Raw genomic sequence first — 14,891 nt, forward strand, 5'->3', positions numbered from 1 at the left:
GTGTGTGAAGAACAAACGCAGGCGGGTGTGGCGACGGGTCCGGCGGGTCGCGTACGTGCTGGCCGGGCTCGTCATCGGGGTGCCGGCGATCGCGTTCGCGATCGGCTACCTGGCGTGGGACGTGCGCAGCCCGCAGGAGGTGCTGGCCGAGCTCGACAAGACCGTGGTGGTCGAGTACGCCGACGGCACCGAGCTGATGCGGGTCGTGCCGCCGGACGGCGACCGCACCTTCACCCCGTACGACCGGATCCCGCGCAAGCTGGTCGACGCGATCGTCGCCGTCGAGGACCCGACGTTCTGGACCAACGGCGGGTTCGAGCCGACGGGGATCGCGCGCGCGATGGTGACCGGCGTCGGCGGCGGCTCGGGCATCACGCAGCAGTACATCAAGAACTCCACCGGCGAGGACGACGCGACGCTGTTCCGCAAGTTCAAGGAGCTGGTGCTCGCCACGAAGATCACCGACCGGCAGAGCAAGGAACAGATCTTCGAAAGCTACGTCAACATCATCTCCTTCGGCCGCAACACGCACGGCCCGGCCGCCGCGGCGCAGGCGTACTTCGGCAAGCAGCTGGCGGACATCTCGTGGAGCGAGGCCGCGTTCCTGGCCGGGATGCTGCAGGCGCCCTACGGGCACGACCCGGCGACGGTCGGGCCCGAGCAGGCCGCGCGGCGCTGGACGTACGCCGCGGACAAGCTGGCCGAGCGCGGGTACGTCTCGCCGGCCGACCGGTCCGGCATGGCGTACCCGCAGGTCCTCGACCCGGACGAGACGAGGGCCGGGCGGACCTCCTACAGCGACTACCACATCCGCCAGCAGGTGCTCACCGAGTTGGAGACGCGGGGGTGGCCGCTGGAACGGCTGCGCCGCGAGGGACTGACGGTGCGCACCACGCTCGACCGCGACGCGCAGGGCCGCGCCGAGCGCCCGGTGCGGGACCGGCTCGCGGGCGAACCCGCGGAGCTGCGGGCGGCCGTGGTGTCCGTGCGCCCGCGCGACGGCGGGGTCGCCGCGTACGCGGGCGGGAACTGGGGCGTGACGGACTACGCCGTCACCCCGCGGCGCCCGGGTTCGGCGTTCCGGCCGGTCGTGCAGCTGGCCGAGTTCCGCGCCCGCGCCGACGACCCGCCCGTGGTGACCGGTCCGAAGATCCGGCAGGCTGCCTACGACGCCGGCGTTCCGGAATTCCTCGACGGCGCCCGGACCCTGACCGCGCCCGACGGGGTGCGGATCGCGTCGAGCATCGCCGAGGGCACGTACCGGTTGCGACCGCTGGACCTGGCCGGCGTGTTCGCGACCTTCGCGAGCGGCGGGATGCGGGTGGCGCCGCACTTCGTGGCCGAGCTGCGGCGCGGCGACGAGGTGGTGTGGCGCCAGGACACCACGCCGGTGCCCGCGCTGCCGCGAGAGGCCGCCCTGCCGGCCGGCGGCGTGCCGGGCGAGTACGGCACGTCCGACGCGTGGATGGCAGGCGCGAGCACGTCGATGGCCACCCTGGTGTGGGTCGGCGGCGACGAGGAACGCCCGCGCGCGGACTGGAAGGGCGTGCCCCTGACCGGCGCCACCCTGCCGTCGGACATCTGGCGCGAGGTGATGTCGCCGGAGCTGTCTACGCGGTGAGGTCCCCGCGGCGGCGCAGCTCCTCGAACACCTGCTGGAACGCCCGGGAGCCGCGGTGGCGGTCGGCGTAACCGAGCCAGGCCACCTCCGCGATCTCGGCGGACGGCGTGATCGTGCCCTGGTAGTCCGCGGTGTAGCAGGTCATCCGCAGCAGCTGTGCCTGCCCGTCGGCGGGCGCCTCGATCGTCGCGGTGTGCACCGCGGTCGCCGGGTCGATCGACACCGACAGCTCCTCGGCGACCTCGCGCACCAGCGTCGCCACGTCGCTCTCACCGGGCTCGCGCTTGCCGCCGGGCAGGTACCACGCCGACTTGCCGTGCGAGCGCGCCGCGAGCACGCGGCCGGACTCCACCCGGAGCCAGGCGACCTTGTCGATCACTCCGTCACCAGCGCGAGCGTGAACCCGTCGTAGCCCTTCTGTCCGACGGTCTGCACCACGGTGGCCTCGACCCGCGGCTCGGCGGCGATCAGCTCGTGCATCTCGCGGGTCGCGACGATCGCGGGGTCCGTGCTGTCCGCGTCGGCGAGCGCGCCGTTCCGCACCACGTTGTCGACGATGATCACCGAGCCCGGCCGGGACAACCGCAGCGCCCAGCGGAAGTACTCCGGGTTGTTCGGCTTGTCCGCGTCGATGAAGATCAGGTCGAACGGGCCCTCGACGGAGGGCAGCGTGTCCAGCGCCTTGCCGACCTTGACCTCGACGAGCTCGCCGAACCCGGCCGCGTCCAGGTTGTTCTCCGCCACCTGCGCGTGCTTGCGGTCCGCCTCCAGCGTGACCAGCCTGCCGTCCGGCGGCAGCGCCCGCGCGAGCCAGATCGTGCTGTACGCGCCGAGGGTGCCGATCTCCAGGATCGAGCGGGCGCCGTGCATCCGCGCCAGCAGGTGCAGCAGCTTGCCCTGCGCCGGGGACACCGCGATCGGGGGCAGCCCGGCGTCGGCCGCAGCCGCACGCGCGTCGTCGAGCACCGGGTCGGCTGGGATGAGCGTCCGGTCGACGTAGTCGTCGACCGCGCTCCACACGTCCTGGCTCACAAGAGCCGAAACTACCGGCGCGCCTTCGGGATGACCAACGGGGTTCCGGTCTCCGGGTCGGGGATGACCGAGCACGGCAGGTCGAAGATCTCCTCGACGCGCTCGGCGGTGACGACCTCCTCCGGCGTGCCGGTCGCGAGTACCTCGCCGCCGCGCATGGCGATCAGGTGCGTGGCGTAGCGGGCCGCGTGGTTGAGGTCGTGCAGCACCGCGACCAGCGTGCGGCCCTGCTCGGCGTGCAGCTTCGCGCACAGGTCGAGGATGTCCATCTGGTGCGCGATGTCCAGGAACGTGGTCGGCTCGTCCAGCAGGAGCAGCTCGGTCTCCTGCGCGAGCGCCATCGCCAGCCACACGCGCTGCCGCTGCCCGCCGGACAGCTCGTCGACCATGCGGTCGGCCAGTTCCGACACGCCGGTCGCGGCCATCGACCGCTCGACCACCTCGGCGTCCTCGCGCGACCACTGGCGCAGCAGCCGCTGGTGCGGGTACCGGCCGCGGGACACCAGGTCGGCGACCGTGATGCCGTCCGGCGCGATCGAGCTCTGCGGGAGCAGACCCAGCTTGCGCGCGACCTGCTTGGCCGGCAGCGACGTGATGACCTCGCCGTCCAGGTAGACCATGCCCTGCCGCGGCTTCAGCAGCCTGCTCAGCGCCCGCAGCAGCGTGGACTTGCCGCACGCGTTCGGCCCGACGATGACGGTGAACGACTGGTCCGGGATGGTGACCGAAAGGCCCTCGGCGACGACCCGGCCGTCGTACCCCAACGTCAGGCCGTCACCGTGCAGCCGGGTGCTGGTGGTCGGCTCGGCGACAAGATCCACGGTCTGGGCCATAGAGGTTAGGCTAACCTACAAGTCTGGCGAACGGTACGGATCATGCCTACGTTGACAGGGTGTTCGACGTCACGGATCTGACTCGCGTCACGCCCGTGCTCGACTCGCGGGCGGTCACGTTCGAGAACCCCACCGGGGAGCGCGGCGCCGGCGGCCGCGCCGGAGGCGGCCGCAAGGGCGCTCCCAGCCGGGTGATCGAAGGCGGCGAGCGCGTCACCCTCGCCGACCTCGCCGGGCCGGGGACCATCCGGCACATCTGGATGACGTTCCCGCCCGACCGGCCGGCCCGCATGCGCGCCGTCACCCTCGAAGTCCGCTACGGCGGCCTGTCCTACCCCAGCGTGTCGGTGCCGTGCCTGGACTTCTTCGGCTCCCCGCACGGCCGCCCCGTCGCCTACTCCAGCGCGCTGACCAGCATGCCGGAGGCCCGCGGTTTCAACAGCTACGTGCCGATGGCCTTCGGCGAGCGCATCCACGTCGACCTGGTCAACGGCAACCCCGACCCGATCGTCCTGTACTTCCAGATCGACTACACGCTCGGCGAATCCGCGTCCGGGCGGCTGCACGTGGGTTTCCGCCGGGAGAACCCGACGGTGTCGAAGCGGGACTTCGTGGTGACCGAGGGGCTGCGCGGACCGGGCCGGTTCCTCGGCTGGGTCGGCGGGGTGCGGCCGATCGACGGCGGCCAGTGGTACGGCGAGGGAGAGGTGAAGGTCTACCGCGACGGCGACCGCGAGTTCCCCACGATCTGCGGGACCGGGCTGGAGGACTACGTCGGCTCGGCGTGGGGGATGGGCCCGCACGCCGGGCTGTACGCGGGCGCGCCGCTGGAGGTGCCCGGCCGCGGGCCGATCCCGAAGTACGTCGGGTTCTACCGCTGGCACGTGCTCGACCCGATCATGTTCAGCACCGACCTGCAGGTGACGCTGCAGCAGATCGGAGCCGACCGGGGTGGTCTGGTCGAACGCGTCGACGACTACTGCGCCGCCGCCTTCACGGTGTGCGAGCGCGCGCAGCCGGTGCCGCCGGTCGACGTCGCCGCGGCCGTCGCGGATCTGGAGTGACTACTGGGACCGCTCGCCGACCACGACGACGGCGTCGCGCAGCGCGGCGCGCAGCCTGCCGACGTCGAGCGGTTCGAGCACCGCGGCTTCGCCCGGCGGCGCCACCAGGACCACACGCCCGCTGCTCACGAACACAGTCAGGTCGCGTCGCCTGCCGGCCAGGTCCCGGCAGCTGATCGACCATTCGTCTCGAGCCGCCACGTCCGTCGCCTTCCTTCGGTGGTCTTGCAGGTGACAGTGGGACGGCCGAGCGGGGCGGGCGTGACGCGGTGGCGCGGAAAAAATGTCCGCAGTAGCGTCAGGTGGCACGGATCACACGGATGAGGAGTGGCCCATGTCCGAGCCCAGGCGGATCGTGATCGTCGGCGCCGGCCTCGCGGGCGCGTCGGCCGCGGCGGCCCTGCGGGAGAACGGCTACGACGGCGAGGTGGTGGTCCTCGGCGCGGAGGCGCACCCGCCCTACGAGCTGCCGCCGCTGTCGAAGAAGGTCCTGCTCGGCCAGGGCGACGAGCCCGACTGGGTGCGGGACGCGGACTTCTACGCGCAGCACGGCATCGACCTGCGCTCCGGCACCAGCGCGACGCGGGTGGAACTGGGCGCGCGGGTGGTGCTGGACGCCCGCGGCGGACGGCACCCCTACGATCGGCTGCTGCTGGCGACCGGGTCGCAGCCGCGGACGCTGCCGGTGCGCGGGGTGGACCTGCCGGGCGTGTACACGCTGCGCACCCTCGACGACGCGCTCGCCCTGCGGTCGGCGTTCACCGGGTCGCCGCGGGTGGTGGTGATCGGCACGGGCTGGATCGGGACGGAGGCCGCGGCGGCGGCGCGGCACCACGGCGCGGACGTGACGATGGTCGACGTGCTGCCGGGGCCGCTGTGGGTGCTGGGGCCGGAGATCAGCAAGGTGTTCGCCGACCTGCACACCGAGCACGGCGTGCGGTGGCGGCTGGGCAGCGGCATCACGGAGGTGACCGGCGGGCCGGGCGGCGTGGCCGGGGTGCGGCTGGCCGACGGGAGCGAGCTGCCCGCGGACGTGGTGCTGGTCGCGGTGGGCGCGAAGCCGCGGGTGGACCTGGCGCACGCGGCCGGGCTGGACCTGGCCGACGAGGGCGGGGTGGCCGTCGACGCGTCCCTGCGCACGGCGGCGCCGGACGTGTACGCGGCGGGGGACATCGCGGCGCAGTGGCACCCGCGGTACGGGCGCCGGATCCGCGTCGAGCACTGGGCGAACGCGAAGAACCAGGGCACCCACGTGGCGGCGAACCTGGCCGGTGGGCAGGAGCAGTACACGCGCACCCCGTACTTCTTCACGGACCAGTACGACCTCGGCTGCGAGTACCGCGGCATCGCCGACCCGGAGCGGGACGAACTGGTGGTCCGCGGCGACCTGGGCAAACGCGAGTTCACCGCCTTCTGGCTGCGCGACGGCCGGGTGACGGCCGCGATGAACGTGAACATGTGGGACGACGGCGACGCGCTGAAAGCACTGGTGGACGGCGACGCGACGGTGACGGCGGAGCAGCTGCGTGAAGGGGACCTAGCTGCGCTCGGGTGAAGGCTCGTGTGGCGGCCGGTTGGTCGGCTTGTCCGGCGAAGCTCGTGGGCTGGCGGAGCCGCTGCGTGAGGGGATCTCGTCGCGTTCGGGTGAAGGTCCGTGCGGCGGCGGAGCGGCTGCGTGAGGCGGATCTGGCTGCGCTCGGGTGGAGGCTCGTGTGGCGGTCGGTTGGTCGGCTTGTGCGGCAGGTCTTGTTGGCTGGTGGAGCAGCTGCGTGAGGGCGATGGCTTGTCGGCTGGTGGACCACCTGCCCCAGGGGATCTGGCCGCGCCCGGGTGAGGCCGCCCGGTGCGGGCGGCCTCCGCGGGTCAGAGGCTGACGCAGGTGCGCGCGATGTAGGCGTTCCGCCCGCTGTAGTGGACGATCACCCACGTGGACGAGGAGCTGCCGCACGCGCTGTAGCTCCCGCCCGAGGTGGTGCCCCAGGTGCAGATCTCCGCCCCCTTGCTCACCTGCCCCAGCGCGGTGTAGTTCGTGCCGGCGCCGGAGCGGATCTTCACCGTCTCCTTGACCACGCCCACCCGGCAGGACGGGGTGGCGTTCGCGGCGGGTGCGGTGACCAGCACCGAGCCCGCGGCGATCGCCAGGCCCGCCAGTGCGGCCACGCTTCTCTTCAGCATTCGTTGCCTCCCAGGTCGGTTGTGCGCGGGTCGGACGTGGTGGACGCGATCTTGGTTCCGCCTGCCGCCCGGGTGAGGAACGCGTTGTCCGCGGCACCGCGGAGAACTAACGTCGGACGATGCGGTTCGTCGTGGCGGGCGGCGGCGTGGCCGGACTCGCGTCAGCGCTGGCGGTGGCCAGGGCGGGGCACGACGCGGTCGTCCTGGAGCGCGACGCGCCGGATCCCGCCGCGCCGCCGGAAAGCGCCTTCGCGCTGGAGCGCCGCGGCATCCCGCACTACTTCCAGCCCCACGCCTTCCTGCCCCGCGGCCGGAAGCTGCTCGACGAGCACGCCCCGGACGTCCTCACCTCGCTCGCGGAGGCCGGCGCGAGCGAACAGGACCTCACGGAGAAGCTGCACGGGCCCCGTGAACCGGGCGACGAGGCCCTGGTCTACCTGTGGGCGCGCCGCCCCCTCATCGAGTGGGCGCTGCGTCGCGCGGTGGCCGCGGAACCGGCCGTCGACCTGCGGGGTGGCGTGCACGTCGACGGGCTGTCCGAGGACGGCTCGGTGGTGGCCGACGGGCAGCCGGTGCCCGGCGACGTGGTCGTGGACGCGCTCGGCCGCTACCGGCGGCCGCCGGGCTGGCCGGAGGCCGCGGGGGAGCCGACCGACTGCGGCGCCGTCTACTACTGCCGGTACTTCCGGCTGCGGCCCGGCGCCGGATACGTGGACGCGCCGCTGCTGAACCCGCGCGGCGACCTGGGCTACCTGGGGTTCAACACCTTCCGCGGCGACAACCGCACGTTCGCCGTGATCATCCTGGTCCCGAGCGAGGACCGCGACCTGCGCGTGCTCCGCTTCGAGCAGGTCTGGCAGGCGGTCTGCACCCGGATCACGCCGCTCGACGTGATGACCTCGCCGGACTTCGCCGAGCCGATCACCGGCGTCATGCCGATGGGCGGCCTGCGCAACGTCGACCACACCCGGTCGGCAGCGCTCCTCGCGGTCGGGGACGCCTTCTGCCACACCGATCCCGCTTTCGCGTACGGGTTGTCGTTCGCCCTCGCACACGCACGCGCCCTGGCCGACGCGGCCGCGGAGGCGCCCGGCGACGTCGCGGAGTGCTTCCGCGCGAAGGCGGGCCCGGAGTCCCGTGAGCGGCACGCGCTCGCGTGCGGCATCGACGCGGGCCGGTCCGCGCGGTGGCGGGGCGAACCGGTGGACCCCGCCCGTCCCGACAGCCACTACCCGCTGTTCTCGTTCGCCGGCGCGCTGACCGCCGCGCCGCACGACGATGGGGTGCTGCGCCGGACGGTCCGGCGGATCGGGTTGCTGGACCGCGTCGCGGTGTTCGACGAGGACGCCGCCCTGCACGACCGCATCGCGGCGATCCTGGCCGCGCTCGGACCGCCGAAGCCGCCCGGCCCGCCCCGCGACGAGCTGCTGGCGCACCTGAGCGGAAGCCACCTGCTCGGCTGAACCTGCGCCTCGCGTGCAGCCGGGGCGCGTGCCCGCCACATACCCTCGGTCCTCGTGATCGACGAAGCAGCCAGGCGGGGCCGCGTCGCCAGCTGTCCGGATCCCGCGGGCGGTCCGGTGGCCGCGTTCGCGCACCGGTTGTGGGCCCTCAAGCGGTCGGCGGGCGATCCCTCCTACGACCGCATGCGCACCGAACTCGGCGCGCTCGCGTCGAAGTCCGCCCTCTCGGCGGCCGCGCGGGGGCAGCGGTTGCCGTCATGGGACACCACCTGGGAGTTCGTGCGCGTGCTGGCCGTCGGGGTGCTCGGCGAGCACGAGGAGGAGGTCCGGGCCCGCTGGCGCGCCGACTGGGAACGGGTCCGCGACGGCGTCGCGAACCCGGCGCCCGCCCCGCGCCGCTGGAGGCGTCCGGTGGTCGTCGCGGCCGTGGCGACCGCCGTGCTGGCGATCGGCGTGGTCGCCGGGGCCGCACTGCTGCGCGACCCGGAGCCCGCGGCGCCCGCTCCGGCCGCCCTGTCGCCGCTGGTCCCCGGCGACGAGTCCGAGTTCGCCGGCGACGTGACCGTCCCGGACGGGACCGTGGTGCCGACCGGGGCGCGGTTCGTCAAGACGTGGGAGTTCCGCAACACCGGGACCGTGCCGTGGGTGGACCGCTCACTGCGCCGCGAGGGCGGATTCGGCCCCGGCGACGGCTGCCAGACCCCCGCGGTGGTGCCCGTTCCGGACACGCCGCCCGGCCGGTCCGCGCGCGTCTCGGTCGAGGTGCGCGCGCCGGACAAGCCCGGCTACTGCCAGGTGTACTTCAAGATGACCGACAGCGCGGGCCGGCTGCTCCTGCCGGGCACCCGCGCGGCGTACTTCTTCGTCCGGGTGGCGGGCTGATTCGGCTACCCGCGCCGGTGGTCAAAGCCGTGACCTGCGTGGACGTCCGGATTTGGCCACCGGACGCGGTGTGGCCGTCACGAGCCTTCCACCGGTGGTCCAGACCTCTCTAGCGTCGGCGCCAGTCCACCGACGAAGGAGATCCCGGATGCGGAAATCGATCAGGACACTCGCCGCCGCGCTGCCCCTCGCCGCGGCACTCCCGCTGCTCGTGGCGCCGCAGGCGTCGGCGGCGGAGAAGGTGTGCGCGGGCGGTTCGCTGATGGGCGGCCGCACCACCACCGCCGGGGTGGCCGCCGACCAGGTCATCCACATCAAGGTCCACAACCACGACTACCGCGGCCTCGCGCTGGTGATCCGCGACGTCACGCGTAAGAAGCAGCTCTGGAAGGGCGTCATCGCGCCAGGCAAGGAGCACACCGTCAGGACCGACGTGTTCGGCGAGCCGCCGATCGGCTACGAGATCGCCTTCGACGTCACGTCGAACCTGTCGAACAACTACACCTACGCGATCTCCTCCGCCCGCTGCTACTGAAAGGCCACGACATGCGCACCCTCCTGATCGCGGCCGTCGCCGCGACCGCGGCCGCCCTGCCCGTGCCGGCCTCGGCCACGCCGGCCCCCATGACGGGCTCGGACATCATCACCACCTGCGGCCAGGGCTACTCCGGCTACATCCGCCGCTTCGGCAAGGACGCGCTGTGCCTGCGGCCCGGCACCCGCACCTGGGTCGCGTTCAAGGCGTTCGAGTGCAAGGGCGCCATCACCGTCTATTTCAAGAACGGCACGAAGCTCGAGTGCGGTGGCGGGGTCGACTTCCCGGACAACGGCGGGATCGTCAAGACCGTCGCCCGCTGACGCCGACCACCACGCGCGCGACCAGCGCGGCGACGGCGAGGACGCCGACGCCGATCGAGGGCGCCAGTTCGGCGAAGGTGGGCCGGTGCGCGCCGGTGCCGAGGAACAGCACGGCCGCGGTGACCACCAGCGCCGCGGTCACCAGGCTCAGCGAGCACGCCCACCGCTGCCGGCGCCGCGCGCGCGGTGGGCTGCTCCGGCTGCAGGAACCACCACGTCACCAGGAACAGCAGGCCCATCGCCGCGAACACGAACCCGAAGCCGTGCCCGTCGAGCACGAGGCTCCCGCCGAGGGGGACGAACAGCACGCCGACGAGGAACAGCGCGGGGCGCGCCGCCCAGGCCGGGGTGCGGGGTGAGACGTGGGGCATCGCCGGACCCTAGCGGGTCCGCTGCCGGGTCAGCGTCGCGAAAACCAGGAGAGCCATCACGGCGAACGCAGCCATCACGACGCCCATCGGCACCGCGCTGGCCTCACCGCCGATGCTCACCAGCGGCGTCGCCAGCCCGCCGACCACGAACTGCATCACCCCGAGCAGCGCCGACGCCGCACCGGCGTTGTGCGGGTGCTCGGCCAGCGCCAGCGACGACGCGTTCGGCATGACCAGCCCGATGCTCGACACCATCACCAGCAGCGGCGCCAGCAGCACGCCCAGCGGCAGCCCGGCCAGCGCCGCCGCCAGCACGCCGGCACCGCCTACCGCCGAGGCGGACAGGCCGACCGTCAGCAACGTCCGCTCCCGCACCCGGCCCACGATCCGCCCGTTGACCTGCCCGGCGATCACGATCCCCAGCCCGTTCGCGCCGAACACCAGGCTGTACTCCTGCGGGCTCAGCCCGTAAACGTCCTGCAGCACGAACGACGACGCCGAGATGTAGGCGAACAGCCCGGCGAACATCAGCCCGGCCGACAGCGCGTACCCGACGAACGAGCGGTCCCGCAGCAGCACGCCGTACCCGCGCAGCGTCGAGCCGATCCGGGCCGGGCGGCGGCGGTCGGCAGGCAACGTCTCGGGCATCGCCAGCGCCGCGGCCACCAGCAGCACCGCGCCGAACACGGCCAGCACCACGAACACCCCGCGCCACGACGTCAGCCGCAGCACCTGCCCGCCGATCACCGGCGCCAGAATCGGGGCCAGCCCGCTGACCAGCATCAACATCGAGAAGAACTTCGTCATCGCGGTGCCGGCGAACAGGTCGCGCACGCACGCCCGCGCGATCACCATCCCGGCCGCCGCGCCGAGCGCCTGCACCGACCGGCCCGCGATCAGCAGTTCCGCCGTCGGGCTCACCGCGCACAGGACCGACGCGACGGCGTACAGCACGAGCCCGGCCAGCAGCGGACGGCGGCGGCCCAGCGAGTCCGACAGCGGCCCGGCGATCAGCTGCCCCAGCGCCAGCCCGATGATGAACGCGGTCAGCGTCAGCTGCAGCGTCGGCGCCGAGCTGTGCAGGTCGTCGGCCATCCGGGGGAGCGCGGGCAGGTACATGTCGATCGAGAGCGGCGCGAACGCCGACAGCCCGCCGAGGATCAGCGCGTACCGCAGGGTGCCGGGTGTCCGTCTGGTCGTCGCCGGTGCCGGGACCGCTGTCGTGCTCACTCCGCCTCCACTCGACCAGATCCACCCGGCAACACCGAACACCGGAGATCGCGTTCGCATTCCCCGCTGTGGTGCGGCACACCCGAACCCGATCAGTCCACAGTGGACTCAACTGTCTGGTATACTGGACAAACCGGACCGATGTCGAGGGGAGTGCCGTGGGGCGGAAGCTGGGAACGGAATCCCGGCACCGGTCCGTCCGCGGCCTGCTCGTCCTGGCCCTGCTGCTGCTCAGCCTCGTCACGCCGACGACGCCGGAGAGCCACCCGCACCCGCCCGCGCCGGACGGTATCGCCGCCCTCGCGGCGGAGCCGTTGCCGCACGTCACGGCCACCCCGCTGCCGGTCGCGGACCTACCGCCGGTCGTCGGCGTCGAACCACCGGTCGGCCACGCGGAAGACCGGCCCTCGCCCGACGCTCCGGCACCCGCCCGCGATCAGGGCACCGCCCTCGGCGCCCGCGCGCCGCCCTCCAGGTAACGCCCCGGACCCCATCCGCACACCGCGCCGACCCGCGGTGCGCTTCGCCATGCCCTGGAGGGACTTCACCACATGCAAACCGGACACGCCCTGCTCGCCGTCGGCGGCGCCTTCCTCGCCGCAGGCGTGCTGGCCAGAGCCGGCGCCCGCATCGGGCTGCCCACGATCCCCCTGTTCATGCTGGCCGGGTTCATCTTCGGCCCCAACACCCCCGGACTGTCGCTGGTGCACGATCCGGGCGAGCTGAGCGTGCTCGCCGGGCTCGGCCTGGTGTTCCTGCTCTTCTACCTCGGCCTGGAGTTCTCCCTCGACGACCTCGCCAAGGGCGGCCGCAAGCTGGCCGTGTCCGGTCTGGTCTACCTCGCGCTCAACATCGGCGGCGGGCTCGCGTTCGGGTTCCTGCTCGGCTGGGGCTCCAGCGAGGCGCTGGTGATCGCGGGCGCGATCGGGATCTCGTCCTCGGCGATCGTGACCAAACTGCTCGTCGAGACCGGCCGCACGCGGCACCCGGAATCGCGCCTGATCATGGGCATCATCGTGATCGAGGACCTGTTCCTCGCGCTGTACCTGGCGCTGCTGCAGCCGGTGCTCTCCGGCGCCGACTCGTTCTGGCCCGCGCTCGCCGACTTCGGCAAGGCGCTCGGCTTCCTGCTGGCGCTCGCCGCGCTGGCCCGCTGGGGCGGGCGGCTGGTGTCGAAGCTGTTCGGCTCGGCCGACGACGAACTGCTGACCGTGTGCTTCGTCGGTGTCGCCGTGCTGGGCGCCGCGGTCGCCGAGGAGCTGGGCGTCTCCGACGCGATCGGCGCGTTCATGGTCGGCATGATGCTCGGCGGCTCGAAGGTCGCGCCCCGCATCCACAAGCTGGTCCTGCCGCTGCGGGACGCGTTCGGCGCGTTGTTCTTCTTCATCTTCGGGCTCAGCATCGACCCGGGCGCGGTCGGCACGGTCGTGGTGCCGGTGCTGATCGCCGTGGCGCTGACGCTCGCGTTGAACCTCGCGGCGGGCGCGATCGCGGCGAAGCTGCACTCGTTCGACGGCCAGGCCGGGCTGAACATCGGGCTCACCGTGCTCACCCGCGGCGAGTTCTCGCTGGTGCTGGCCACGCTCGCGGCGGCGGCCGGGCTGGACTCCCGCGTCGCGCCGTTCGTGGCGGGTTACGTGCTGCTGCTCGCGATCATCGGCCCGCTGGCGGTGCTGCGGTCGGCGAACCTGGCGCGGCTGTTCGGAGCGCGACGGGCATCACCAGTGTCGTGAACGAGCCCTGGTCGGCCGAGCGGACGCGGGCGACCTGCAGTGGCCCGGCGAACTCCAGCAGCACGTCGGGCCCGACGCCCGACTCCAGCGCCGCGCCCAGCACGGCGGGGTCGAAGCCGATGCGCAGCTCGTCACCGCAGACGGCGGGCAGCACCGTGCCGCCGACGGCCAGCCGGTCCGGTCCGAGCACCAGCTCGGCCGGGCCGTCGGCGGGCAGCGCGTCCCGGAGCGCGACGCGGTCCACGACGACCCGCTGCGCCGGCACGGGCAGCGCGTCGAGCACCGCGCGGTAGTCCGGGAAGTCCTGGTCCAGCAGCGGCAGCGTCGTGCCGTCGAGGGTGACCTCGTCCTGCCGTGCCAGCCGCGGGCCGAGCGCGGCCAGCTCGCCGGCGGACACGACGAACCGGCCGGTGCCGCCGTGCACGGGCTGCAGTACGCGCAGCGCGAGCCGGTAGCGGTCGGTGGCGACGACGCGGACCTCGTCGCCGTCGGCCTCGATCAGCACGAAGTCCAGCGGCGCGCCCGCGGCGGGGGCGACCTGCCGGATCGCGCTCGCCAGGTCCAGACCGGCGACCCGTACCGGGCCCGGCAGCAGACGCCCGACCGCCGCCGACGCGGCCCGGAAGTCCTCCCGCAGCCGCCGCCGGTGCGCCTCCAGCACCGCCCGCGCCTCGGTCGACGGTCCGTCGAGCACGGTCGTGACCTGCGCCAGCGGCAGGCCCGCCGCCCGCAGTTCACGCAGCCGCACGGCCCGCTCGACCTGGTCCTCGCGGTAGTAGCGGTAGCCGGTGGCCTCGTCCACGCGCGCGGGCGTGAGCACGCCGCAGTCGTCGTAGAAGCGCAACGCGCTCGGGGTGAGCCCGGCCAGCCGCGCGAAGGCGCTGATGGTCAGCATGCCGTCGATTCTGTGGCTTCCAGTGGCTCGAAGGTCAACAGCGGTTCAGCATGTCGGTCAGCGCCGCCTGCTCCGCGGTGGTGACGCTTAGCTGGTAGTAGTGCTTGACCTCGATCCAGTCGGTGGCGTAGGTGCACCAGAACGACTCCAGCGGCGGCCGCCACTCGTCCGGCGCCTTGTCGCTCTTCGACTGGTTGACGTTGTCGGTGACCGCCCACAACTGCGGGCGCACCAGGTCGTTCGCGAAGGCCTCGCGCCGGTCCTGCGTCCACGCCGACGCGCCGCTGACCCAGCTCTGCGCGAGCGGCACCATGTGATCGATGTCCACATCGGACGCCTTGGTCCAGGTCGCGCCGTCGTAGGGGCTGACCCAGGTGCCCGAGGTGGGCGAGCAGTCCTTGCCGACGACGACGTTCGTGCCCGAGCGCTTGAGCACCTCCTCGCGGGTGTTGCAGGCGCCCTCGACGGTGTCCCAGTGCGGGTACTTCTCCCGCGAATAGCCGTTCAGCGTGCCCCGCGGCTTGACCTGCAGCTCGGCGAGCTGCTGCCGCGCCACGCCTGGATCCGTCGCCGGATTCGCCTTCGACGGCGGCACCGGACCCGGCCGCCACACCACCACCAGAACCGCCACCACGACCGCCACCACCAGCGGCACCCACACCCGCGCCTTCACGTCGGTGAGGTTAAGTGATCAAGTACCGGCGGTACGCTGCGGTCTCCGGCGTGTCGACGAG

Annotated in this window: 18 protein-coding genes; 9 read left to right on the forward strand and 9 right to left on the reverse strand. The window is 73.1% G+C overall.

Annotated features, from left to right (window positions below; genetic code table 11):
- The first annotated feature begins 25 nt into the window (after positions 1–25).
- Entirely contained in the window at positions 26–1,621 is a 1,596-nt protein-coding gene (locus tag ACCP09_RS15755) for a transglycosylase domain-containing protein (protein WP_433747342.1), read from the forward strand.
- On the opposite strand, the gene ACCP09_RS15760 is transcribed toward ACCP09_RS15755, so the two are convergent.
- The 3 genes from ACCP09_RS15760 to ACCP09_RS15770 are packed head-to-tail and all read right to left on the reverse strand — an operon-like array spanning position 1,611 to position 3,486.
- Positions 1,611–2,000, reverse strand: coding sequence for an NUDIX hydrolase (locus ACCP09_RS15760; protein WP_027934510.1), 390 nt, complete (start codon positions 1,998–2,000; stop codon positions 1,611–1,613). The two genes, ACCP09_RS15755 and ACCP09_RS15760, sit on opposite strands and share 11 nt — an antisense overlap.
- Complete coding sequence (locus ACCP09_RS15765) at positions 1,997–2,653, reverse strand: O-methyltransferase (RefSeq protein ID WP_400988681.1); 657 nt, start codon at positions 2,651–2,653, stop codon at positions 1,997–1,999. Before ACCP09_RS15765 ends, ACCP09_RS15760 begins: the two co-directional genes overlap by 4 nt.
- An 11-nt stretch (positions 2,654–2,664) precedes the next feature.
- Complete coding sequence (locus ACCP09_RS15770; RefSeq protein ID WP_027934512.1) at positions 2,665–3,486, reverse strand: ABC transporter ATP-binding protein; 822 nt, start codon at positions 3,484–3,486, stop codon at positions 2,665–2,667.
- A 59-nt stretch (positions 3,487–3,545) separates the two neighbouring features.
- On the opposite strand from ACCP09_RS15770, the gene ACCP09_RS15775 reads away from it, so the two are divergent.
- Positions 3,546–4,550 (forward strand): glycoside hydrolase family 172 protein, encoded by a 1,005-nt coding sequence (locus ACCP09_RS15775; protein ID WP_123685188.1) that lies wholly within the window; start codon positions 3,546–3,548, stop codon positions 4,548–4,550.
- Here the strand turns inward: ACCP09_RS15775 and ACCP09_RS15780 are convergent, their stop codons facing one another.
- Positions 4,551–4,751, reverse strand: coding sequence for a hypothetical protein (locus ACCP09_RS15780; protein WP_017984299.1), 201 nt, complete (start codon positions 4,749–4,751; stop codon positions 4,551–4,553).
- 133 nt (positions 4,752–4,884) lie between these two features.
- Between ACCP09_RS15780 and ACCP09_RS15785 the strand changes: the two genes are divergently transcribed.
- Entirely contained in the window at positions 4,885–6,105 is a 1,221-nt protein-coding gene (locus ACCP09_RS15785) for an NAD(P)/FAD-dependent oxidoreductase (protein WP_378362812.1), read from the forward strand.
- A 308-nt stretch (positions 6,106–6,413) separates the two neighbouring features.
- Here ACCP09_RS15785 and ACCP09_RS15790 read toward each other — a convergent pair whose 3' ends face one another.
- Positions 6,414–6,725 (reverse strand): hypothetical protein, encoded by a 312-nt coding sequence (locus tag ACCP09_RS15790; RefSeq protein WP_148085727.1) that lies wholly within the window; start codon positions 6,723–6,725, stop codon positions 6,414–6,416.
- 119 nt (positions 6,726–6,844) lie between these two features.
- On the opposite strand from ACCP09_RS15790, the gene ACCP09_RS15795 reads away from it, so the two are divergent.
- The 4 genes from ACCP09_RS15795 to ACCP09_RS15810 all read left to right on the forward strand — a co-directional run bounded on the left by ACCP09_RS15795 (position 6,845) and on the right by ACCP09_RS15810 (position 9,928).
- Entirely contained in the window at positions 6,845–8,188 is a 1,344-nt protein-coding gene (locus tag ACCP09_RS15795) for an FAD-dependent oxidoreductase (RefSeq protein ID WP_433747350.1), read from the forward strand.
- Positions 8,189–8,242: 54 nt separating this feature from the next.
- Positions 8,243–9,070, forward strand: a complete 828-nt coding sequence (locus ACCP09_RS15800) for an NBR1-Ig-like domain-containing protein (protein ID WP_433747353.1) — start codon at positions 8,243–8,245, stop codon at positions 9,068–9,070.
- Positions 9,071–9,218: 148 nt separating this feature from the next.
- Positions 9,219–9,605 carry a hypothetical protein gene (locus tag ACCP09_RS15805; RefSeq protein ID WP_027934518.1) on the forward strand — a complete coding sequence of 129 codons (387 nt, stop codon included), beginning with the start codon at positions 9,219–9,221 and terminating at the stop codon, positions 9,603–9,605.
- Between the two features lie 11 nt (positions 9,606–9,616).
- Entirely contained in the window at positions 9,617–9,928 is a 312-nt protein-coding gene (locus ACCP09_RS15810) for a hypothetical protein (protein WP_433747356.1), read from the forward strand.
- Here ACCP09_RS15810 and ACCP09_RS15815 read toward each other — a convergent pair.
- Both ACCP09_RS15815 and ACCP09_RS15820 read right to left on the reverse strand, forming a co-directional pair.
- On the reverse strand, positions 9,909–10,070 hold the full coding sequence (locus ACCP09_RS15815) for a hypothetical protein (protein ID WP_433747359.1): 162 nt from the start codon (positions 10,068–10,070) through the stop codon (positions 9,909–9,911). The two genes, ACCP09_RS15810 and ACCP09_RS15815, sit on opposite strands and share 20 nt — an antisense overlap.
- 238 nt (positions 10,071–10,308) lie before the next feature.
- Positions 10,309–11,529, reverse strand: a complete 1,221-nt coding sequence (locus ACCP09_RS15820) for a Bcr/CflA family multidrug efflux MFS transporter (RefSeq protein ID WP_433747362.1) — start codon at positions 11,527–11,529, stop codon at positions 10,309–10,311.
- A 158-nt stretch (positions 11,530–11,687) separates the two neighbouring features.
- Between ACCP09_RS15820 and ACCP09_RS15825 the strand changes: the two genes are divergently transcribed.
- The gene (locus tag ACCP09_RS15825; RefSeq protein ID WP_433747365.1) at positions 11,688–12,008 is read left to right on the forward strand and encodes a hypothetical protein; all 321 of its coding nucleotides are present in this window, start codon (positions 11,688–11,690) and stop codon (positions 12,006–12,008) included.
- Positions 12,009–12,080: 72 nt separating this feature from the next.
- Positions 12,081–13,262, forward strand: coding sequence for a cation:proton antiporter (locus ACCP09_RS15830; protein WP_027934523.1), 1,182 nt, complete (start codon positions 12,081–12,083; stop codon positions 13,260–13,262).
- Here the strand turns inward: ACCP09_RS15830 and ACCP09_RS15835 are convergent.
- Together ACCP09_RS15835 and ACCP09_RS15840 are read right to left on the reverse strand one after the other, a co-directional pair.
- The gene (locus tag ACCP09_RS15835) at positions 13,183–14,157 is read right to left on the reverse strand and encodes a MerR family transcriptional regulator (protein ID WP_027934524.1); all 975 of its coding nucleotides are present in this window, start codon (positions 14,155–14,157) and stop codon (positions 13,183–13,185) included. The two genes, ACCP09_RS15830 and ACCP09_RS15835, sit on opposite strands and share 80 nt — an antisense overlap.
- A 34-nt stretch (positions 14,158–14,191) precedes the next feature.
- Positions 14,192–14,830: an HNH endonuclease family protein gene (locus ACCP09_RS15840; RefSeq protein ID WP_123685196.1), complete on the reverse strand. Its 639-nt coding sequence runs from the start codon at positions 14,828–14,830 to the stop codon at positions 14,192–14,194.
- Positions 14,831–14,891 lie beyond the last annotated feature (61 nt).

The organism is Amycolatopsis sp. 3B14 (assembly GCF_050958625.1).
In the GTDB taxonomy this organism is placed as follows: domain Bacteria; phylum Actinomycetota; class Actinomycetes; order Mycobacteriales; family Pseudonocardiaceae; genus Amycolatopsis_E; species Amycolatopsis_E thermoflava.